The sequence below is a fragment of the Mesorhizobium sp. M1E.F.Ca.ET.041.01.1.1 genome, assembly GCF_003997355.1.
GTDB lineage: Bacteria > Pseudomonadota > Alphaproteobacteria > Rhizobiales > Rhizobiaceae > Mesorhizobium.
In genome coordinates this window covers 1-21,016 of sequence record NZ_RZSL01000018.1, presented here as the reverse complement: position 1 = coordinate 21,016, position 21,016 = coordinate 1, and the positions used below count along the sequence as shown (strand labels likewise).

At 64.2% G+C, this 21,016-nt stretch carries 16 protein-coding genes; 11 read left to right on the top strand and 5 right to left on the bottom strand.

The window, feature by feature from the left end:
* The first annotated feature begins 32 nt into the window (after nt 1–32).
* From EOA38_RS03580 to EOA38_RS03570, 3 genes are all read left to right on the top strand, one after another.
* Complete coding sequence (locus EOA38_RS03580) at nt 33–1,898, top strand: ATP-binding protein (protein WP_127298459.1); 1,866 nt, start codon at nt 33–35, stop codon at nt 1,896–1,898.
* On the top strand, nt 1,895–3,244 hold the full coding sequence (locus EOA38_RS03575) for a sigma-54 dependent transcriptional regulator (RefSeq protein ID WP_127298458.1): 1,350 nt from the start codon (nt 1,895–1,897) through the stop codon (nt 3,242–3,244). Before EOA38_RS03580 ends, EOA38_RS03575 begins: the two co-directional genes overlap by 4 nt.
* Before the next feature lie 157 nt (nt 3,245–3,401).
* Complete coding sequence (locus EOA38_RS03570; protein WP_245464817.1) at nt 3,402–3,749, top strand: hypothetical protein; 348 nt, start codon at nt 3,402–3,404, stop codon at nt 3,747–3,749.
* A gap of 4 nt (nt 3,750–3,753) precedes the next feature.
* Here EOA38_RS03570 and ggt read toward each other — a convergent pair whose 3' ends face one another.
* From ggt to EOA38_RS03550, 3 genes are all read right to left on the bottom strand, one after another.
* Complete coding sequence (gene ggt / locus EOA38_RS03565) at nt 3,754–5,493, bottom strand: gamma-glutamyltransferase (protein ID WP_127298457.1); 1,740 nt, start codon at nt 5,491–5,493, stop codon at nt 3,754–3,756.
* A gap of 344 nt (nt 5,494–5,837) precedes the next feature.
* Nucleotides 5,838–7,130: an L-rhamnose catabolism isomerase gene (gene rhaI / locus EOA38_RS03555; protein WP_127298456.1), complete on the bottom strand. Its 1,293-nt coding sequence runs from the start codon at nt 7,128–7,130 to the stop codon at nt 5,838–5,840.
* Between the two features lie 169 nt (nt 7,131–7,299).
* On the bottom strand, nt 7,300–9,402 hold the full coding sequence (locus tag EOA38_RS03550; RefSeq protein ID WP_127298455.1) for a bifunctional rhamnulose-1-phosphate aldolase/short-chain dehydrogenase: 2,103 nt from the start codon (nt 9,400–9,402) through the stop codon (nt 7,300–7,302).
* Nucleotides 9,403–9,590: 188 nt separating this feature from the next.
* Between EOA38_RS03550 and EOA38_RS03545 the strand changes: the two genes are divergently transcribed.
* From EOA38_RS03545 to EOA38_RS03515, 7 genes are all read left to right on the top strand, one after another.
* A complete protein-coding gene (locus EOA38_RS03545; protein WP_127298454.1) occupies nt 9,591–10,400 on the top strand; it encodes a DeoR/GlpR family DNA-binding transcription regulator in 810 nt (269 codons plus the stop codon).
* 55 nt (nt 10,401–10,455) lie between these two features.
* Nucleotides 10,456–11,451: a rhamnose ABC transporter substrate-binding protein gene (gene rhaS, locus EOA38_RS03540; protein ID WP_042637283.1), complete on the top strand. Its 996-nt coding sequence runs from the start codon at nt 10,456–10,458 to the stop codon at nt 11,449–11,451.
* Nucleotides 11,452–11,570: 119 nt separating this feature from the next.
* Nucleotides 11,571–13,124 (top strand): sugar ABC transporter ATP-binding protein, encoded by a 1,554-nt coding sequence (locus tag EOA38_RS03535; RefSeq protein ID WP_245480746.1) that lies wholly within the window; start codon nt 11,571–11,573, stop codon nt 13,122–13,124.
* Nucleotides 13,121–14,098, top strand: coding sequence for an ABC transporter permease (locus EOA38_RS03530; protein ID WP_126090250.1), 978 nt, complete (start codon nt 13,121–13,123; stop codon nt 14,096–14,098). Before EOA38_RS03535 ends, EOA38_RS03530 begins: the two co-directional genes overlap by 4 nt.
* Nucleotides 14,095–15,096: an ABC transporter permease gene (locus tag EOA38_RS03525; RefSeq protein ID WP_127298453.1), complete on the top strand. Its 1,002-nt coding sequence runs from the start codon at nt 14,095–14,097 to the stop codon at nt 15,094–15,096. Before EOA38_RS03530 ends, EOA38_RS03525 begins: the two co-directional genes overlap by 4 nt.
* Nucleotides 15,096–15,410, top strand: a complete 315-nt coding sequence (gene rhaM, locus EOA38_RS03520) for an L-rhamnose mutarotase (RefSeq protein ID WP_189434439.1) — start codon at nt 15,096–15,098, stop codon at nt 15,408–15,410. The genes EOA38_RS03525 and rhaM overlap by 1 nt, the downstream gene beginning before the upstream one ends.
* On the top strand, nt 15,407–16,765 hold the full coding sequence (locus tag EOA38_RS03515) for an FGGY-family carbohydrate kinase (RefSeq protein ID WP_127298452.1): 1,359 nt from the start codon (nt 15,407–15,409) through the stop codon (nt 16,763–16,765). Before rhaM ends, EOA38_RS03515 begins: the two co-directional genes overlap by 4 nt.
* A 279-nt stretch (nt 16,766–17,044) precedes the next feature.
* Here the strand turns inward: EOA38_RS03515 and EOA38_RS03505 are convergent, their stop codons facing one another.
* Both EOA38_RS03505 and galE read right to left on the bottom strand, forming a co-directional pair.
* A complete protein-coding gene (locus tag EOA38_RS03505; protein ID WP_127298451.1) occupies nt 17,045–18,295 on the bottom strand; it encodes a D-amino acid dehydrogenase in 1,251 nt (416 codons plus the stop codon).
* A gap of 212 nt (nt 18,296–18,507) precedes the next feature.
* Entirely contained in the window at nt 18,508–19,503 is a 996-nt protein-coding gene (gene galE, locus EOA38_RS03500) for a UDP-glucose 4-epimerase GalE (RefSeq protein WP_127298450.1), read from the bottom strand.
* A 392-nt stretch (nt 19,504–19,895) separates the two neighbouring features.
* Here galE and hemA point away from each other — a divergent pair.
* The coding region (gene hemA, locus EOA38_RS03495; RefSeq protein ID WP_127298464.1) for a 5-aminolevulinate synthase at nt 19,896–21,016 on the top strand (1,121 nt) is incomplete at its 3' end.

Here is a 21,016-nt window from a genome sequence, read left to right as displayed (position 1 = left end):
GTGCTTTGTGCGAAATCATGCACAAATGCGGCATGCTGCAACGCCCCGCCGCTGCCCTCTCCTTGACGCCCGAACTGCTCGCCGGGCGGGCGCGGCGTGCCTGGCTGCTGTTTGCGGCGGTGGCGCTCCTCATCGTGCTCGCAGCACTCTACGGCGCCGGCCTCTATGGGCGCACGACCGAGATCGAGGCGCTCGCCGCGCAAGGGCGTACCGATGCCAATCTGAAGGTCGCGCTGCTGCGCGCCGTGCTGGAGAATCCGCGCGCGCTGCCGCTGCTCCTGTCCGAGGACCAGCAGGTGCATGACGCGCTGACCGAGCGCAGCCCCGCCTCGATCGACGTGCTCAATCGCAAGCTCGAAGGGCTGGTCTCCGGCACCAAGGCCTCCGTCCTCTATGTCACCGGCACTGACGGGCTGGCGATCGCTTCCAGCAACTGGCGCGAGCCGGTGAGTTTCGTCGGCAACGACTACGGTTTTCGCGCCTATTTCTCCGGCGCCATGCAGTCCGGCACCGCCGAGTATTTCGCGCTCGGCAATACCAGCAAGCGTCCCGGCCTCTACATTTCGCGCCGTGTCGACGGCGCTTCCGCTGCGCTCGGCGTCGTCGTCGTCAAGATGGAGTTCGACCAGCTCGAGGCTGACTGGCACGAGGCGAGCCGTCCGGCCTATGTCTCCGACGAGCATGGCGTGGTGCTGATCACCAGCGTGCCTTCCTGGCGTTTCATGACGACGGCGCCGCTGGCCGCCGCGGCGATGGCTGACATCCGCGCCAGCCAGCAGTTCGGCGACGCGCCGCTGGTGCCCTTGCCGATCACGAAGCCACAGGCGCTCAGCGGCGATGTCGCGCTGGTCCATGCAATCACCCCTGGCGGCAGCGACGCGGAATATCTGCGGCTGTCCACGGCCGTGCCTTCGACACCCTGGCGGCTCGACTATCTGGTCCCGGCAGAGACGCCGATTGCTTCGGCGCAGCGCGAAATGCGGCTCCTGGCTCTCGGCGTCCTCGTTCCGCTCCTCGCTTTAGCCGCCTATTTGTTGTGGCGCCGCCAGTCCGCCCAGATGCGGATTGCCGCCGAGCAGGCGGCGCGAGCGGAGCTCGAACGCCGAGTCGTCGAGCGCACCCAGGACCTCAGCCTGGCGCGCGACCGGCTGCAGGCCGAAATCGCCGATCACCGCAGCACCGAAGCGAGACTCCAGGTCATGCAGCAGGATCTGGTACAGGCCAACCGTCTCGCGACCCTCGGCCAGGTTGCCGCCGGCGTCGCGCATGAGATCAACCAGCCGGTCGCCACCATCCGCGCCTATGCCGACAATGCGCGCGTCTTCCTCGATCGCAAGCAGACCGCGTCGGCCGAGGAGAACCTCGGCGCCATTGCCGCGTTGACGGAGCGCATCGGTTCGATCACCGACGAGCTGAAGGCCTTCGCCCGCAAGGGCCGCACGGCGGCGGAGCCGGTCGAGTTGCGCAGCGTCATCGAGGGTGCGGTCGTGCTGCTCAGGAGCCGCTTTGCCGGCCGGCTGGAGGCGCTGGCGATCGCGCTGCCGCCGCCAACGCTCAAGGTGCTGGGCAACCGGCTGCGGCTCGAGCAGGTGCTGATCAACCTGTTCCAGAACGCGCTGGAAGCACTGGAGGGTCGCGACGACGCACGGGTCGAAGTGTCCGCCTCAGAAACGTCCGACGACGTTGCGCTGATCGTATCCGACAACGGGCCGGGCATTCCGCAGACCATCCTGAAATCGCTGTTCACGCCGTTCAACACGTCGAAGGAAAGGGGGCTCGGGCTCGGCCTCGTCATCTCTAAGGACATCGTCGCCGACTATGGCGGGCGCATCGAGGTGGCGAGCAGCGATCAGGGCACCCGCTTCACCATCCATCTCTCCAAGGCTGACCCGATATGACGAACGGCAATCCGGTCATCCTGATCGATGACGACAGCGACCTCCTCAGGGCGACAAAGCAGACGCTGGAGCTCGCCGGCTTTGCTGTCTCAGCCTTTGCCTCGGCAACAGAAGCACTCGCCGACCTCGACGCGAGCTTTGCCGGCGTCGTGGTATCGGACATCCGCATGCCCGAAATGGATGGCCTGCAGCTCTTCGACCGCGTGGTCGACCTCGACCCGGATATCCCCGTCATCCTGGTCACCGGGCACGGCGACATCGCCATGGCAGTCAAGGCGATCAAGGACGGCGCCTATGATTTCATCACCAAGCCCTTCGCAGCCGACCGGTTGGCGCAAAGTGTGTGGCGCGCGGCGGAAAAACGCCGCCTGGTGATGGAGAACCGCGCCTTGCGCGAGGCGGCCGAGCAGGCGCAGGAAGGCCTGCCGCTGATCGGCCAGACACCGGCGATGGAGCGGCTGCGCCGGACGCTGCGGCAGATCGCCGACACCGATGTCGATGTGCTGGTGACCGGCGAAACCGGCTCCGGCAAGGAGGTGGTGGCGAACCTGCTGCACCGCTGGAGCCGCCGCGCCAAGGGCAATTTCGTCGCGCTCAATTGCGGCACGCTGCCGGAGACCGTGATCGAAAGCGAATTGTTCGGCCATGAAGCCGGCGCCTTCACCGGTGCGCAGAAGAAGCGCGTCGGGCGCATCGAGCATTCCAGCGGCGGCACTTTGTTCCTCGACGAAATCGAAAGCATGCCGCCCTCGACGCAGGTGCAGATGCTGCGCGTGTTGGAAATGCGGGAAGTGACGCCGCTCGGCACCAACGAGATACGGCCGGTCGACCTGCGCGTCGTCGCCGCCGCCAAGGTCGATCTCGGCGACGCGAGCCAGCGCGGCGTCTTCCGCGAGGACCTCTACTACCGGCTCAATGTGGTGACGCTCTCGATCCCGCCGCTGCGCGAACGCCGGGACGACGTGCCATTGTTGTTCGGCTATTTCGCCGAGCGCGCCGCCACCCGCTTCCACCGCCCCGTGCCCGCGGCGCCGGCCGTTGTGCAGCGCCATCTGAGAGAGCATGACTGGCCGGGCAATGTGCGCGAGCTCGCGCATTTTGCCGAGCGCTTCGTGCTGGGACTCGAGGAGGTCGATGGGAGCCCTTCGCCTCAGCCGATCGATTCGGATGCCTCCCTGCCGTTGCCGGAGCGGCTGGAGCGCTATGAGGCCGAGATCATCCGCGAGACACTTGGTCGCAACGACGGCGACGTCCGGCGCACGATCGAGGCGCTCGGCATCCCGCGCAAGACCTTCTACGACAAGCTGCAGCGGCACGGCATCGTGCGCGGCGATTTTTCCAGATAGATCAAGCGCGTGGAACCGCCGCGCACCCTCGGCCGTTGAGGCTCGCCGGGAAACCGTGGCACGTCGGCACCAGCCGGGGGCGAACGCATAGCCGCAATGGCGTTGGCGGTTGCGCTCGGCAAGCGTTGATGGTTTGTTGCCGCCCTGCGGAGAACGAATGATGCGCGAATCCCTCGGTCAAGACGAATACGGCTCGGCCAACCCCTACGATCCGGATGACCTGCCCAATCTCAATGCGATGGGGCCGGCGATGGGCGCGGGCAATGATTTCGAGAAATACGCGGTCGCCGTCATCATCGTATTCGGCGCGCTGATCATCGGCGGCCTGATGGCCGCGTCGATGGCCTTCGGCCACCGCAACGGCTTCCTGTTCGCACTCGGCGGCGCCACCTCCGCCTGGATTTCGGGCAATGCGCTGCTGCTCGACCGGCCGCGCATCTATGCGCTGTTCGTCGGCATCGCCGCCGTGCTGCTGATCGCCTCGACCATCACGTTGGTCGCCTGATCAATCAATAACCCAACGCCTCGCCGGCAGCGGCGCGGCTGTCGACGGCGCCATTGTAGCGCGCGCCGCCGCCCTTCTCGATCTCGGCCAGGCTCTTGCCGCCGACCAGGATGCCGGCCGCCTGGCCCCAGGTCTGGTCGGCAAGATCGAGATGGTAGCCCATGCCGGCAAGCATCCTTTCGGTATCGGGCGAGAGCCCAAACGGCTCGACATAGACGGTGTCGGGCAGCCATTGATGGTGGATGCGCGGCGCGTCGATCGCCTCCTGGATGTTCATGCCGTGATCGATGACGTTGACGATCGCTTCCAGCGTGATGGTGATGATGCGCGAGCCGCCGGGGCTGCCGATGACCATGAACGGCTTGCCGTCCTTGGTGACCACGGTCGGGCTCATCGAGGACAGCGGCGTCTTTTTCGGCTGGATGGCGTTGGCTTCGCCCTGGACGAGCCCGTAGAGGTTGGGCACGCCGGGCTTCTGGGTGAAATCGTCCATCTCGTTGTTGAGCAGGATGCCGGTGCCGTCGGCGACCACGCCGGCACCGAAGGAGCCGTTCAGCGTATAGGTTACCGCCACCGCATTGCCGTCCTTGTCGATGATCGAGTAGTGGGTGGTCTCCTTCGACTCGCCGAACCCTTTGGGCATCAGGTCCTTCGAGACGCCGGCGCGGAACGGATCGATCTTGTCGCGGATGTCCTTGGCGTAGCCCTTGTCGAGCAGCTTCGAGACCGGATTGTCGACGAAATCCGGATCGCCCAGCGCGGAATTGCGGTCGACATAGGCGCGGCGCATGGCCTCGACCATGACATGGACCGTCTCGGCCGATCCGGCGCCGAGATAGGACAGCGGATAACCTTCGAGCACATTGAGGATTTCGCAGATGATGACGCCGCCCGAGCTCGGCGGCGGCGAGGAGATGATCTCGTAGCCGCGATAGGAGCAGGTCACGGGCTTCAGCTCGCGCACCGCATATTGCTCGAAATCACCCTTGGCGAGGATGCCGCCCTTGGCACCGCTTGCCTTGACGATCGCGTCGGCAATTGCGCCCTTGTAGAAGGCGTCTGGTCCCTTCTCGGAAATCGCCGAAAGCGACGCGGCGAGGTCCGGCTGCGGGAGCCGCTCGCCGGCGGCGTAAGGCTTGCCGTCGGGCTTGAGGAAGATTGCTGCCGCGGCCGGATCCTTGGCCAGCCGGTCGGCTTTGCTCGCGAAGGAAGCGGCGTCGCCCTGGTTGAGGACGAAGCCGTCCTTGGCATAGGCAATTGCCGGCGCCATCAGGTCCTGCCGGGGGAGCGTGCCGTATTTTTGGCGCGCCAGCTCGAAGCCGGCCACGGAGCCCGGCACGCCGACCGCGAGATAACCGTCCAGGCTGGCGCCCTTGATCGGCTTGCCGTCCTTGTCGAGATACATGGTCTTGGTGGCGGCGAGCGGGGCGCGTTCGCGAAAATCGATGAAGGTCGAGCGGCCGTCCTTCAGGCGAATGGTCATGAAACCGCCGCCGCCGATATTGCCCGCATTCGGATAAACGACGGCCAGCGCATAGCCGACCGCGACAGCGGCATCGACCGCGTTGCCACCCTTCTTCAACACCTCGACACCGACTTCGGTAGCGAGATGCTGGGCGGTCACCACCATGCCATGCTCGCCCTTGGCCGGAGCGGGCGAAGCGGCGAAGACGGCGACCGATGGCGTGAAGGCAAAGGTGAGCGAAAGGCTGACGGCGATCAGCGTCCGGCGGGTGAGATGCATGGCGGGGACTCTCCGGGGTGGGGACGCTTAGGAAAGCCCCTCGGAGCGCGTTAGTCCAATAACAATTGAATAAGGCAGACACGCTCTGCCCAGTTTCTATTTTCAAGGCAGGCGCCGCCCCTCACCTGCCTGCCGGCATCCTCTCCCCGTATAGTGACGGGGAGAGGGGCGCACTCATCGCCGATTTCGCCAATCACCAGCGTCGCTTAGAAAGGCGCCATCTTTGCGGCCAGCCCCCTTCTCCCCGTCACTATACGGGGAGAAGGTGCCGGCAGGCGGATGAGGGGCAGCGCCAACGCCTACAATTATCGAAGATTTGTCCGAGGTGATCCGGGATTTCGCCTTCAAACAACCCCGCCGCCGCCACTGGCGACCGCCGGCCGTTCCGCCGCCACTTTCGCCCGGTAGCCGGCCTCGCGATAGGCGGCGACAGGATGGATGGCGCCGCCGGTCCCGAGCCGCGCCATGGCAAGGATCGGCTCGACATCGGTGCGGTAAGCCGCCTTCAGTGTCTGCGTCGCCATCAGCGCGTCGTTCTCTTCCTGAAACCCTTCCAGTGCCTTGCGATCCACCAGCAGCGCCTGCGCATAGGCGCGCTGCACCTCGACCGCCGACAGCATCAGGCTCTCGATCGGATCGGTGACGTTGTGGCTCTGGTCGAGCATATGCGCGGGATTGAATCCTTTCGCGCCCGAAAGCTCGGCATCGACCAGCTCGTTGAAGACCAGGAACAGCCGGTAGGGATCGATCGAGCCGGCATCTAGGTCGTCGTCGCCATATTTGGAATCGTTGAAATGGAAGCCGCCGAGCTTGCCGAACTGGATCAGCCGCGACACGATCATCTCGATGTTGACGTTGGGCGCGTGATGGCCGAGGTCGACCAGGCAGTAGGCCTTGTCGCCAAGCTCCTTGGCGATGATGTAGTTGGTGCCCCAGTCCTGCACGACGGTCGAATAGAAGGCTGGCTCGTACATCTTGTGCTCGGTGAACAGCCGCCAGTCGGCCGGCAGGCCGGCATAGATTTCGCGCATCGCATCGAGATAGCGCTCGAAGGCCTTTGCGAAATTGACCTGGCCGGGGAAGTTCGAGCCGTCGCCGATCCACACCGTCAGCGCCTTCGAGCCGAGCGTCTTGCCGATCTCGATGCATTCGAGATTGTGCTCGACAGCCTGCCGGCGCGTGCCGGCATCGGTATGCGAGAGCGAGCCGAATTTGTAGGAGAGCTTCTGATCCCTGGCGTCGGAGAAGGTGTTGGAGTTCATGGCGTCGAAGCCGAGGCCGAAGCGGGACGCCGCCTGCTTCAGCCGGGTCGGATCGGCCTTGTCCCACGGGATATGCAGCGAGACGGTCGGCGTCGCCTGCGTCAATTGGCTGATGACGGCGCAGTCCTCGATCTTGTCGAAAATGTCGCGCGGCTCGCCGGCGCCGGGAAAGCGGGCAAAGCGCGTGCCGCCGGTGCCGACGCCCCAGGACGGGATCGCCACGCCGAATTCTTCGACCTTGTCGCGGATGGCATCGATGGCGATGCCGCGCCGGTCGAGGCGCTCGCCAAGCGAGGCATAGTCGCGCTCGAGGTCGGCTTTTCGCGCGACGTTGTGCCTGACGACGAGGTCGGCGGAAATGATCTGTTCGGACACTGCAATTTCCTCCCAAATGCGTTCGGTCGGCGCTGCCCCTCATCCGCCTGCCGGCACCTTCTCCCCGTATAGTGACGGGGAGAAGGAAGAAGCTCCAGCGCTGGCGCCCCCTCTCCCCGTTCTTCACGGGGAGAGGGTAAGGGTGAGGGGCAGCGCCGCCGTCGATAGTTTACCGCGTAAAGCTCTGCGCGTTGCCGGCGTCGACGTTGACGATGTTGCCGGTCGACTTGGCCGACATGTCGGAGGCGAAGAAGTAGATCGCCTCGGCAATGTCTTCCGGGAAGACCGAGCGCTTCAGCATCGAGCGCGAGCGGTAATGCTCCTCGAGATCGTCGGTCGACATCTTGTAGGCGGCGGCGCGTTGTTCCTTCCACTCGCCGCTCCATATCTTGGAGCCGCGCAGGACCGCGTCGGGATTGACGACGTTGACCCTGATCTGCGCCTCCGCGCCTTCGAGCGCGAGGCAGCGCGCGAGATGGATCTCGGCCGCCTTGGCCGTGCAGTAGGCAGCGGCATTGGGCGAAGCGGCAAGGCCGTTCTTGGAGGCGACGAAGACGACGTTGCCGCCGATCTTCTGGGTGCGGAACAGCCGGAAAGCCTCGCGCGAAACAAGGAAATAGCCGGTCGACAGGATGTCCATATTCTTGTTCCAGAGCGCCAGCGTCGTCTCCTCGATCGGCGCCGAAGAGGCCAGGCCGGCATTGGAAACCAGGATGTCGACGCCGCCGAATTCGACCGAAGTTTCAGCGAATCCCGCAGTCACCTGATCTTCCGATGTCACATCGATGCGTACCGGACGGACGAAGTCCTTGCCATAAGCCTTCGAGAGTTCTTCGTTGGCGCTGGCGAGCGCCGCCTCGTCGATATCGGCAAGCACCACGCAGGCGCCTTCGCGCAGCAGCCGGTTGGCGGTGGCGCGGCCGATGCCGCCGGCACCGCCGGTGACCAGCGCGATCTGGCCGGCCAGCGCCTTCGGCTTCGGCAGGCGCTGCAGCTTTGCTTCCTCGAGCAGCCAGTATTCGATGTCGAAAGCTTCCTGCGCCGGCAAACCGACATAGGACGAGACGGTCGAGGCGCCGCGCATCACGTTGATGGCGTTGACGTAGAACTCGCCGGAGATGCGCGCCGTGGCCTTGTCGCCGGCGAAGGTGAACATGCCGACGCCCGGCATCAGATAGACAACCGCATTCGGATCGCGAATGGCAGGCGAGTCCGCGTGCTTGCAGGCGTCGTAATAAGCCTGGTAGCCGACACGGTATTCGGCGATGTCGTCGGCGAGGCGCGCGATGACGGCGTCGACATCCGGGTTCTTCGGATCGAACTCGATCACCAGCGGCCGGATCTTGGTGCGCAGGAAATGATCGGGGCAAGACGTGCCCAGCGCCGCCAGCGGCCGCAAATCCTTCGAATTGACGAATTCCAGCACGGCCGGCTGGTCGTCGAAATGGCCGAGCTTGTGGCTTTTTTCGGAGATCAGGCCGCGGATCCTCGGCATCAATTTCGCGGCAATGGCGCGGCGCGCCGGTGCGTCGAGCGACTTCACCACCTCGCCGCCGAAGATCGCCTTGCCTTGGGACTTGCGCTCGAACCAGTCGATCGCCTGATTGATCACCGAGATCGTGGTTTCGTAGCATTCCTTCGGTGTGTCGCCCCAGGTGAACAGGCCGTGGCTTTCCAGAACCACGCCCTTGGCGTCGGGATTTTCGAGGCAAAATTTCTCCAGCCACAAGCCGAGCTCGAAGCCCGGCCGCTTCCAGGGCAGCCAGCCGATGGCATCGCCGAAGATCTCCTTCGTGATCGCCTTGGAATCCTTGGCGGCGGCAATGGCGATGATGGCGTCGGGATGCATGTGGTCGACGCAAGCCTTGGGTACGAAGGCATGCAGCGGCGTGTCGATCGAGGCGGCGCGCGGATTGAGGTTGAAGGTGCAGTGGGGCAGATAGCCCACCATCTCGTCCTCATGCTCGACGCCGCGATAGAGTTCCTTAATGGAGCGCAGCTTGTCCATGTATAGGGTGGCGAAACCGTCAAGCTTGATCGAGGCGCTGTCGCCGCCCGAGCCCTTGACCCACAGGACTTCCACCTCCTCGCCGGTCAGCGGGTCTTTCTGCCAGACCTTGGAGGAGGTGTTGCCGCCGCCATAGTTGGTGACGCGCTTGTCGGAGCCGAGCGTGTTCGAGCGATAGACCAGGAGCTCGGGGCCGCTCATCCCTTCGGCTTTTGCATCGTCCCACAGATTGGCGAGGCGCGAGCCGGAGCGCTTGTCGAGCATAGGTATCCTCCCTTGAAGCGCGGACCGTGCGCTCCTCTTTTCTCGCCGGGAATGTCTACGCAAGCGGCGCACTTGTCAATCACAAACGATCAATATCGATCATATTGCACTGCACAATGAAATTATATGATCGGAAATGATTGACACTGCGCGTTTTCTAGTGCCTGATGGCCTGGCAGGGAGGAACCATGCACGAAAAAGAGCGCCACAGGATCATTCTGTCCGCCGTCCAGGAAAAGCCTGTGGTGACGGTGCAGGAGATGGTCGATCTGACGGACTCCTCCGAGGCAACGATCCGGCGCGACATCGCGGCCCTCCACGTGCAAAAGCGCCTGCGCCGGGTGCGCGGCGGCGCCGAGGCGATCTCGCCGCCGCAGTTCATCGGCCTTGCCGGCCGGCCTTTTTCCGTCAACGAGACGCTGAACGCGGCGCAGAAGCGTGCGATCGCGCGGGAAGCGGTGAACCTTTGCAAGGATGGCGAGCCGATCATCATCAATGGCGGCACCACCACCTTCCAGATGGTGCATTTCCTGACCGGGCGCCGCATGCCGATCTTCACCAATTCCTTCCCGATCGCCGAGCACCTGCTAAAGCACTCGAAGAACACGGTGATGCTGTCGGGCGGTACGATCTACCGCGAGCAGAACATCATCCTGTCGCCCTTCGACAATGACGTGACGCGCAATTTCTATGCGCGCCGCATGTTCATGGGCGCTCAAGGCCTGGGACCGCTCGGGCTGATGGAGGGCGACCCGCTCTTGATCCAGGCCGAGCAGAAACTGATCGACCAGGCCGACGAGCTGGTGGTGCTGGTCGATTCCTCGAAATTCCGCATGCGCTCCAGCCTGATCCTGTGCGGGCTGTCGCGCATCGCAACGGTGATCACCGATGACGGCATCGAGGACCGGGAAGCCAAGATGCTGGAGACAGCAGGCGTGGCGCTGATCGTCGCCAGCAAACAGTCAAGCAACAAGGAAGAATCTTCACTGCAGGCCTGAGGTGAACTCGCGCCCGCAGCGGCGATGGAATGCAACGCTCAAGGGAGGATATTCGATGAGCTTTTTGAAGAAACTGCTGGTAACGGCGGCCTTTTCCGCCGCCATGTTCGTGAATGCCGCCTATGCCGAGAACGTCAAGATCGCGCTGGTCGTGAAGTCGCTCGGCAACGGCTTCTTCGACGCCGCCAACAAGGGCGCCGAGGAAGCGGCCAAGGAGTTGGGCGACGTCGACGTCATCTACACCGGCCCGACCAAGGCGACAGCGGAAGCGCAGATCGAGGTGATCAACTCGCTGATCGCGCAGAAGGTCAACGCGATCGCAGTTTCGGCCAATGACGCCGACGCGCTGGTGCCGGTGTTGAAGAAGGCGATGGATCGCGGCATCACCGTGATCTCGTGGGATTCCGGCGTCGCCAAGGAAGGCCGCCAGCTCCACCTCAACCCGTCCGACACCGGCCTGATCGGCGAGACCATCATCAAGCTCGCCGCCGACTACCTGCCGGAAGGCGGCGACGTCGCGATCCTCTCGGCCTCCTCGACCGCGACCAACCAGAACGCCTGGATCGAAGCGGCCAAGAAGGTGCTGCCGGAGAAGTTCCCGAAGATCAAGCTGGTCGCCACCGTCTATGGCGACGACGATTCGGCTAAGAGCACCGATGAAGCCAAGGGCCTGCTGAAGTCCTATCCGAACCTCAAGGCGATCATCGCGCCGACCACCGTCGGTGTCGTCGCCGCGGCGCAGGTGGTGACCGATGAGAACCTGATCGGCAAGGTCAACGTCACCGGCCTGGCGCTGCCGTCCGAGTTCAAGAAGTTCATCGACAACGGCGCTAGCCAGGCGGTCGCCCTGTGGAATCCGATCGACCTCGGCTACTCGGCCATCTATCTGGCCCATGACCTCGCAGTGAAGAAGGAAGAGGCCAAGCCCGGCGCCACGCTGTCGATCGGCCGCGTCGGCAAGGTGACGCTCGACGACACCAACTCGGCCGCGATGGCTCCGCCCTTCCAGTTCGACAAGACCAACATCGAGAAGTTCTCCAAGATCTATTGATCTCGGACGCCAGTACCCTCCCCTAGTGGGGAGGGTCGGCGAGACGGTCTTGCGAAGCAAAGCCGGCGAGACGGGGTGGGGGGTGGCGACATCTCCATGCACCAGGACCTTAACTTGATATGCTAGACAACCCCCAACCCGCTCACGTCGTTCGCGACCCTCCCCACAAGGGGGAGGGTAAGGCTCCGCGCCTGACGCTCACCGGCATCTCCAAGAGTTTCCCGGGCGTGCGCGCGCTGCACAATGTCAGCCTGTCGCTCTATCCCGGACAAGTCACGGCGCTGATCGGCGAGAACGGCGCCGGCAAGTCGACGCTGGTCAAGATCATGACCGGCATCTACCAACCCGACACCGGCGAAATCAGCATCGACGGCCAGGCCACGACGCTGCCCAGCGCGCACGCCGCCTTCGGCCACGGCATCACCGCCATCCATCAGGAGACGGTGCTGTTCGACGACCTGTCGGTCGCCGAAAACATCTTCCTCGGCCATGCGCCGCGCACCCGCCTCGGCACCATCGACTGGCGCACGATGCGCAAAGATGCGCGCGAGGTGCTGGAGACGATGCGCGCCGGCCATATCGATGCCGACACGCGGCTGAAGGACCTCGGCATCGCCAACAAGCACCTCGTTGCCGTTGCTCGCGCGATGTCGATCGATGCGCGCATCGTCATCATGGACGAGCCGACCGCCGCCCTTTCGATGAAGGAGATCGAAGAGCTTTTCCTCTTGATCGAATTCCTGAAGAGCGAAGGCAAGGCGGTGCTCTTCATTAGCCACAAGTTCGACGAGATCTACCGCATCGCCGACCGCTATACCGTCTTCCGCGACGGCGAGATGGTCGGCGAAGGCCTGCTGAAAGACACCGGCCAGAACGAGATCGTGCGCATGATGGTGGGCCGCAACGTCGACCGCATTTTTCCGCAGCGCGAGCCGAAGATCGGCGCGCCGGTGCTTTCTGTCGCTGGACTCTCACACCCTACCGAGTTCGACGACATCGGCTTCGAATTGCGCAAGGGCGAGATCCTCGGCTTCTACGGCCTGGTCGGCGCCGGGCGCAGCGAGGTGATGCAGGCGATCGCCGGCATCACCCGCACGAGCCGAGGCACCATCTCGCTGGACGGCAACTCAATCACGCCGAAATCAGCGGCTGATTCCATCGAGGCCGGCATCGTCTATGTGCCGGAAGAGCGCGGCAAGCAGGGCGTGGTGATCGGCCTGCCGATCTTCCAGAACGTGTCGCTGCCGTCGCTGGCGCGCACCTCGAAATCCGGTGTGCTGAGGCTCGCGGAAGAATTCTCGCTTGCTCGCTCCTACACCGAGCGGCTCGACCTGCGCGCCTCATCGCTCAGCCAGGACGTCGGCACGCTTTCCGGCGGCAACCAGCAGAAAGTGGTCATCGCCAAATGGCTGGCCACGACGCCCAAAGTGATCATCCTCGACGAGCCGACCAAAGGCATCGACATCGGCTCCAAGGCCGCCGTGCACGGCTTCATGGCCGAGCTCGTCGCGCAAGGCCTGTCTGTGATCATGGTATCGTCCGAGCTGCCCGAAATCCTCGGCATGTCGGACCGGGTCGTGGTCATGCGCGAGGGCCGCATCGCTTCGGTCTACGACAACAAGGGGCTGGACGCCGAAACGCTGGTGCGAACCGCAGCGGGGATCGCGGCATGAAGAACTTCCTCAAATACCGCGAGATCTGGCTGCTTGCCGGCATCGCCGTGCTGATCGGCCTGATTTCCACGCGCTTCCCTGGCTTTGCCGACCCGGCCAATCTGCGCCAGGTGTTCAACGACACCTCGATCCTGATGATCCTGGCGCTGGGACAGATGGTGGTGATCCTGACGCGCTCGATCGATCTGTCGATGGCGTCCAACCTCTGCTTCACCGGCATGGTGGTGGCGATGCTCAACGCCGCGCATCCGGCGATCCCGATCCCGGTGCTGATCGCCATCGCACTGTTCGTCGGGCTGGTGCTCGGCGCCATCAATGGCTTCCTGGTGTGGCGGCTGAACATCCCCTCGATCGTGGTGACGCTCGGCACGCTGACCATCTATCGCGGCGCGACCTTCGTCGTGTCCGGCGGCGCCTGGGTCAATGCCGACCAGATGAGCCCGGACTTCATCAACTTCCAGCGCGCCGCCTTCCTCGGCCTGCCGGTGCTGTCGTGGATCGCTATCATAGTCATCGCGCTGTTCTTCCTGGTGATGACGCGCACGCAGATCGGTCGCTCGATCCATGCCATCGGCGTCAATCCGACCGCGTCGGTCTATGCCGGCATCGATGTCGGCCGCACCAAGTTCATCGTCTTCTGCATTTCCGGCATGATCGGCGGGCTCGCCGGATACTTGTGGATCTCGCGCTATGTGATCGCCTCGGTCGAGGTTGCGAACGGCTATGAGCTCAACATCATCGCCGCCTGCGTGATCGGCGGCATCTCGATCGCCGGCGGCATCGGCTCGGTCGGCGGCGCGGTGCTAGGGGCGCTGTTTCTCGGCATCATCTCCAACGCGCTGCCGGTCATCAACATCTCGCCCTTCTGGCAGATGGCGATCTCGGGCAGCGCCATCATCCTGGCCGTGGTGCTCAACGCGCGCGGCGAGCGCCGGCAGGGCCGCATCATCCTGAGAAAGGCGGAAGCGGCATGAGCGACACTCCTCACCCACGCCGCATACCGGACCGGCTCGACAAGCCGCTCTCTTCCGCGATCTTCTCTTGGGAGGCACTGCTCGTCGTCATCGCGGTTCTCATCTTCGCGGTCAACAGCCTCGCCTCGCCCTATTTCCTTGATCCATGGTCGCTGTCGGACCTCACCTTCAACTTCACAGAAAAGGGCCTGATCGCGCTTGCCATGGCGCTGCTGATCATCTCCGGCGAGATCGATCTTTCGGTCGCGGCGATCGTGGCGCTCGCCTCGACCATGATGGGCATGGCGGTGCAGTCCGGCGCCGGCACGCCGGTGCTGGTGGCAATCGGCGTCGTTGTCGGGCTGGGCTGCGGCGCCTTCAACGGGCTGCTGGTGACGCGGCTCGGTCTGCCTTCCATCGTCGTCACCATAGGTACGATGAGCCTGTTCCGCGGCATCGCCTTCATCATCCTCGGCGACCAGGCCTATAAGGGCTATCCGGAGAGCTTTGCGTTCTTTGGCCAGGGCTATGTCTGGTGGGTTTTCTCGTTCGAGCTGGCGCTGTTCCTCGTCGCGGCGCTCATCTACTGGTTCGTGCTGCATCGCACGAGTTTTGGCCGGAAGGTCTTTGCCATCGGCAACAATCCGGTCGCCTGCCAGTTCTCCGGCGTGCGCGTCGGCCGCATAAAATTCATCCTGTTCTGCCTGACCGGGCTGATGTCGGGCATCGCCTCGGTGCTGATCACCTCGCGGCTCGGCTCGACAAGGCCCTCGATCGCGCAGGGCTATGAGCTGGAAGCAATCACCATGGTGGTGCTGGGCGGTGTCTCGATCCTCGGCGGCGCTGGCAGCATCTTGGGCGTCGTGCTCGCCGCCTTCATCATGGGGCTGGTGACGTTCGGACTCGGCCTGCTCAACGTGCCGGGCATCGTCATGTCGATCTTCATCGGGCTATTGCTGATCATCGTGATCGCGCTGCCCATCGTGTGGCGCCGCCTGCGCGAAGGACGCTTCGCCTGATGGAGAAATACGCCTTCAAGATGAAGCTCAACTCCGGCATGAAGGCCGAATACAAGCGGCGCCATGAAGAGATCTGGCCGTCGCTGGTCGCGCTTTTGAAGCAGGCCGGCGTCTCCGATTATTCGATCCATCTCGATGAGGAGACCAGCATCCTGTTCGGGGTATTGTGGCGCAGCAGCGATCACGGCATGGCCGATCTGCCCAAGCATCCGGTGATGCAGCGCTGGTGGGCGCATATGGCCGACGTCATGGAGACCAAACCCGACAACGAGCCGGTGGCGGTGCCGCTGGAAACAATGTTCCATATGGCATGATTGTCGCCGTCATCGATATCGGCAAGACCAACGCCAAGCTGGCGCTGGTCGACCTCGCGCGCATGGCCGAAGTAGCGCTTCGCCGCACGGCCAATGCCGTCATCGCGGACGGCCCCTACCCGCATCACGATGTCGAGCGATTGTGGGCCTTCATCCTCGAAAGCCTCTCCGACCTCCACCGCGAGCAGCCCATCGACGCCATCTCGATCACCACCCATGGCGCGACCGCGGTGCTGGTCGATGCCGAAGGCGGGCTTGCGCTTCCGGCGATCGACTATGAATTCACCGGCACCGATGAACTTGCGCAGAACTATGATGCGGTCCGTCCGCCCTTTGCCGAGACGGGCACGCCGCGCCTGCCGGCCGGCCTCAACATCGGCGCGCAGCTCTTCTGGCAGCAGAAGCGCTTTCCTGCCGAGTTCGCGCGCGCCGCCGCGATCCTGATGTATCCGCAGTACTGGGCGCTGCGGCTTACCGGTGTCGCCGCCAACGAAGTGACATCGCTCGGCTGCCATACCGATCTCTGGAACCCCTGGCAGGCCGACTATTCGTCGCTGGTCGACCAGATGGGCTGGCGCCAGCTGATGGCACCGGTGCGGCCGGCAAGAGACCGACTGGGGCCGATCCTGCAGGCGATCGCGCAACAGACCGGACTCGACCCCGCGACTCCCGTCTTTTGCGGCCTGCACGACTCCAACGCCTCGCTGCTGCCGCATCTTTTGTCCGATCGGCCGCCTTTTTCCGTCGTCTCGACCGGCACCTGGGTGGTGTCGATGGCCGTCGGCGGCAGGAAGGTCGAGCTCGACCCGGCGCGCGACACGCTGGTCAATGTCAACGCGCTCGGCGACCCCGTGCCTTCGGCCCGCTTCATGGGCGGGCGCGAATTCTCGTTGTTGACCGGGGGCCAGCCTCAGGACTGGAGCGAGAGCGATGTCGCCGCTGTGCTGGCGCGAAAAGCCTTGCTGCTGCCTTCCACTCAGCAAGGCTCCGGCCCCTTCCCGCACCAGCCTGCACAGTGGCGCAACGCCGAGGGACTGAATCCCGGCCAGCGCTTCGCCGCCATCTCGTTCTATCTGGCGCTGATGACTGCGACTTGCCTTGACCTCATAGGCGGCGACGGGCCGACGACGGTCGAAGGGCCTTTCGCGCAGAACCGGCTCTTCATCCGCATGCTGGCGGCAGCGACAGGCAGGCACGTTATTGCATCGGAGACCTCGACCGGAACCAGCATCGGCGCGGCGCTGCTGGCGTCGGATAGCGCTAACGTCATGAGCGAAGGCGAGCTGACCGAACCATCCGCCGATCCGGCTTGGCACGATTACGCGCGATCGTGGCAGCGGGTCGTCGGGACATGATCTGCGCCCAGATGCTTGCCATTATCTGACGGTCGGCGCCGCCCCTCATTGCCCTGCCGGGCATTTCTCCCCGTATAGTGACGGGGAGAAAGACGCTGTCTTGACGATTTCGCCAATCGCCAGCGATGCAGAACAGTGCGCAGCCGTTTCGGCTAGCCCCCTTCTCCCCGTCACTTAACGGGGAGAAGGTGCCGGCAGGCGGATGAGGGGCAGCGCCTGCCTCGGCAATTGGCGACTCGCCAAACATGCCGCAAGTTATCACTGCTAAGATGATTGCCCTCAATTGGCGTAAAGCAGCCCCTGCGGATCGATCTCAGGTTTGCGGCCGGCGACGAGGTCGGCCAGGAATCTTCCCGAGCCGCAGGCCATGGTCCAGCCGAGATGGCCGTGGCCGGTATCGAGATAGAGGTTGCGGTATTTCGCCTGGCCGAAGATGGGCACGGAATTCGGCATCATCGGCCTCAGGCCTGCCCATAATACAGCTTTCTTCTCGTCGAAGGCGCCGGGGAAAAGGTCCTTGCCGGTCTCCAGAATGGTTCTGAAATCGCGAGGCTTGAACGCGCGGTCGAAGCCGGTGAATTCCGCCGTCGAGGACATCCGCAGCCGGTTTCCCAGCCTCGAATAGCCGATCAGCCGGTCCTCGTCGGCGCCGCCCATGGTCGGGCCCTTGCTCTCGTCCTCCAGCGGGATGGTCGCCGTGTAACCCTTCACCGGATAGACCGGCAGGTCGATGCCGTAGCGGCGGCCGATGAGGCCGCTTTCCGGTCCCATGGAGATGACGACGGCGTCGCCCGTAACCGGGCCGGCCGAGGTCATCACCGCGCGCACGTGATCGCCCTCGATATCGAGGCCTTGCACGGTCGTGCCGAACAGGAATTTGACGCCGAGCTTCTCGGCCGCGTAGGCGGCAAGCTTGTCGACGAACTGCTTGGAATCGCCCGTCTGGTCGATCGGCGAATAGATGCCGCCGGCGATCTTGTCCTTCACGCCGGCGAGGCCCGGCTCCAGCTCGGCCAGACGGTCGCGGCCGACGATCTCGATCGGCAGGCCGTGCTCGCCGAGATAGCGGTAATTGTCGGCGCCGGTGTCAAAACTCTTCTGCGAGCGGAAGAAGTAGAGGATGCCTTTCTTGCGCTCGTCGTATTGGATGCCGGTCGCGTCCGACAGCGCGTTGATGCAATCGCGCGAATAGAGCGCGAGCCGGAGCTTGATGTCGGTGTTGGCGCGCAGGCGCGTCGCCGTGCATTCGCGTAGGAAGCGCAGGCTCCAGGCATAGAAATAGGGATCGAGGCGCAGCCTGACCTTGATGCCGAGATCGTGGTTCCACAGCGCCCGCAGGAAGGTCTTCAGCGCCGCGGGCGAAGCCCAGGCGGTGGCGTCGCCTGGCGAGACAAGGCCGGCATTCGACTGGCTGGTGCCGCGCGCCGCCGCCTCATGGCGCTCGATGACCGTCACCTCATGGCCGTCTCTAGCCAGATAGTAGGCGGCCGCCGTGCCAACGACGCCGGCTCCGAGCACCATAATTTTCATGCCGCCCCCTCGATAACCGAACCGGGCGGCGCGCATCCACGCACCGCCTTTAGGCTCTCAATAGCGCGTATCGACAGGTCGGACGAGCCCTTGGCCCAACAGCTTGCTGCGGCTAGAGCGTTCACCGTTTCACGGAAACGGCGAATGCTCTAGCTATTTGTTTTGACGCAATTTCGGACGGAAAACCGCTACGCACTTTTCCTGGAATTGCCCTAGCTCCGCACCGAATTCTTGCCCGTCAGGATGCGCTCCCAGGCCAGCGCATCCTTGACGATCTGGTCGAGGTCGTCGCGCTGCGGCGCCCAGCCGAACTCCTTGCGGGCAAGCTCGGAATTGGCGACGACTGCGGCGGCATCACCCGGACGGCGGTCACCCATGCGGACATCGAAATCATGGCCGAAGGCGCGGCGCACGCTCTCAATCACTTCGAGAACCGAATAGCCGTGGCTGTAGCCGCAATTGGCGACGAGGCTCTCGCCGCCTTCGCGCAGCCGCTGCAGCGCCAGCCGGTGCGCCGCCGCGAGATCGCTGACATGGATGTAGTCGCGGATGCAGGTGCCGTCCGGCGTCGGATAGTCGTTGCCGAAGACCTGCATGAAGGGCCGCTTGCCGAGCGCGGTCTCGCAGGCGACCTTGATCAGATGCGTGGCGCCCGGCGTCGACTGACCGGTGCGGCCCTTCGGATCGGCGCCGGCGACGTTGAAGTAGCGCAGCGCCGTGTAGCGGATATCGTGCGCGATGGCGGCATCGCGCAGCATCCATTCGCTCATCAGCTTGGAGAGGCCATAGGGCGATTCAGGCGCCAGGCGCGCGTCCTCGCGCACCGGTTCCAGCCCGGCGCCGCCATAGACGGCGGCAGTGGAAGAGAAGATGAAATGCGGCACGCCCTCACGTACCGCGGTTTCGATCAGCGTGCGGGTCTTGCAGGTGTTGTTCTCGTAATAGCCGAGCGGATCGGCGACCGATTCCGGCACCACGATCGAGCCCGCGAAGTGGATGATGGCGTCGATCTTGTTTTCCCGGATGATCCGGCCGACCAGCTCACGGTCGGCGACGTCGCCGACGACGAGCTTCGCCTCGGGCGCCACCGCCCATTCGAAGCCTGTGGAAAGCCGGTCGAGCACGACGACGCTTTCGCCGGCGTCGAGAAGCTCCCAGACCATGTGGCTGCCGATATAGCCGGCACCGCCTGTTACCAAAACCGTCATCATCCACCTCGCTGATCAAGATTTATCGGAAACTGTCTCAACAGCCACCGTGCTGGAAACCCCGCCGCAAGCCCATTAAAGCGCGTCGAAATGGATACAGTCGACGCGCCTTACGTTTTGTTTTGATGCATGTCGTTCCCCCAAAACCGCTGTGCACTTTTGGGCGATATGCATTAGCCTCCCTGAATGTTAAGTCTGTAACAGTTCCTCCCGCCCGAGGCATCGTACCGAAACGAAACTGGTTCACACCCTCGTTCACACATTCTGGGGGGAATAGGCCACGATCCGGCAGCGTTAGGAACAGGCCCGGGGCGTGGCATTTTGACCGGTTTGGTCCGGTGGACGAGCATCAGGCCGGTGACTATGATCCGGCGCAAAATTGGGAAGCCGACATGAATTACCAGCGGTTCTTCGAAGACGCGATCGACCAGCTCCATGCGGAGCGGCGCTACCGGGTTTTCGCAGACCTCGAACGCATCGTGGGCAAGTTCCCGCGCGCCATCTGGCGCTCGAACGGCCGCGCCCAGGAAATCACCGTCTGGTGCTCCAACGACTATCTCGGCATGGGCCAGAACGGCGATGTGATTACCGCCTTCCAGACCGCGGCCGGCAAGATGGGCTCGGGCGCCGGCGGCACCCGCAACATCTCCGGCACGTCCAACCCGCTGGTCGAGCTCGAGCATGAGCTGGCCGACCTGCACGACAAGGAAGCGGCGCTGGTCTTCACCTCCGGCTTCGTCTCCAACGAGGCCTCGATCTCGACGATCGCCAGGCTCCTGCCCAATTGCCTGATCATCTCGGACGAGTTGAACCATGCCTCGATGATCGAGGGCGTGCGGCGCTCGGGCGCCGAGAAGAAGATCTTCCGCCACAACGACGTCGCGCATCTGGAAAGCCTGCTGCAGGCGGCGGGCCGCGAGCGCGCCAAGCTGATCGTGTTCGAAAGCGTCTATTCGATGGACGGCGACATCGCGCCGATCCGGCAGATCGTCGAGCTCGCCGAGCGCTACAACGCCATGACCTATATCGACGAGGTGCATGCGGTGGGCATGTACGGGCCGCGCGGCGGCGGCATCACCGAGCGCGAGGGGCTGGCCGACCGCATCGACATCATCGAGGGCACCTTGGCCAAGGCCTTCGGCACGCTGGGCGGCTACATCGCCGGCGCCAGCGCCGTCATCGACGCCGTGCGCTCCTATGCGCCGGGCTTCATCTTCACCACCGCGCTGCCGCCGGCGATCGCGGCGGCGGCCACCACCTCGATCCGGCATCTGAAGCGCTCGCAGGCCGAGCGCGACGCGCAGCAGCGCCAGGCAGCCAGGACCAAGCAGGTTCTCGCCGCGGCCGGGCTGCCGGTGATGGAATCGGCCACCCACATCGTGCCGGTGCTGGTCGGCGATCCGGAGCTGTGCAAGATGGCCAGCGACCGCCTGCTCGGCGTCCACGGCATCTACATCCAGCCGATCAACTATCCGACGGTGCCGCGCGGCACCGAGCGGCTGCGCATCACGCC

Coding starts and splice junctions, on each gene's coding strand:
- rhaS (WP_042637283.1), top strand. CDS start 10,456: ATGAGCTTTTTGAAGAAACTGCTGGTAACGGCGGCCTTTTCCGCCGCC.
- EOA38_RS03505 (WP_127298451.1), bottom strand. CDS start 18,295: ATGAAAATTATGGTGCTCGGAGCCGGCGTCGTTGGCACGGCGGCCGCC.
- EOA38_RS03530 (WP_126090250.1), top strand. CDS start 13,121: ATGAAGAACTTCCTCAAATACCGCGAGATCTGGCTGCTTGCCGGCATC.
- galE (WP_127298450.1), bottom strand. CDS start 19,503: ATGACGGTTTTGGTAACAGGCGGTGCCGGCTATATCGGCAGCCACATG.
- EOA38_RS03570 (WP_245464817.1), top strand. CDS start 3,402: ATGATGCGCGAATCCCTCGGTCAAGACGAATACGGCTCGGCCAACCCC.
- EOA38_RS03550 (WP_127298455.1), bottom strand. CDS start 9,402: ATGCTCGACAAGCGCTCCGGCTCGCGCCTCGCCAATCTGTGGGACGAT.
- rhaM (WP_189434439.1), top strand. CDS start 15,096: ATGGAGAAATACGCCTTCAAGATGAAGCTCAACTCCGGCATGAAGGCC.
- EOA38_RS03575 (WP_127298458.1), top strand. CDS start 1,895: ATGACGAACGGCAATCCGGTCATCCTGATCGATGACGACAGCGACCTC.
- EOA38_RS03580 (WP_127298459.1), top strand. CDS start 33: ATGCTGCAACGCCCCGCCGCTGCCCTCTCCTTGACGCCCGAACTGCTC.
- ggt (WP_127298457.1), bottom strand. CDS start 5,493: ATGCATCTCACCCGCCGGACGCTGATCGCCGTCAGCCTTTCGCTCACC.
- EOA38_RS03535 (WP_245480746.1), top strand. CDS start 11,571: ATGCTAGACAACCCCCAACCCGCTCACGTCGTTCGCGACCCTCCCCAC.
- EOA38_RS03525 (WP_127298453.1), top strand. CDS start 14,095: ATGAGCGACACTCCTCACCCACGCCGCATACCGGACCGGCTCGACAAG.
- EOA38_RS03515 (WP_127298452.1), top strand. CDS start 15,407: ATGATTGTCGCCGTCATCGATATCGGCAAGACCAACGCCAAGCTGGCG.
- EOA38_RS03545 (WP_127298454.1), top strand. CDS start 9,591: ATGCACGAAAAAGAGCGCCACAGGATCATTCTGTCCGCCGTCCAGGAA.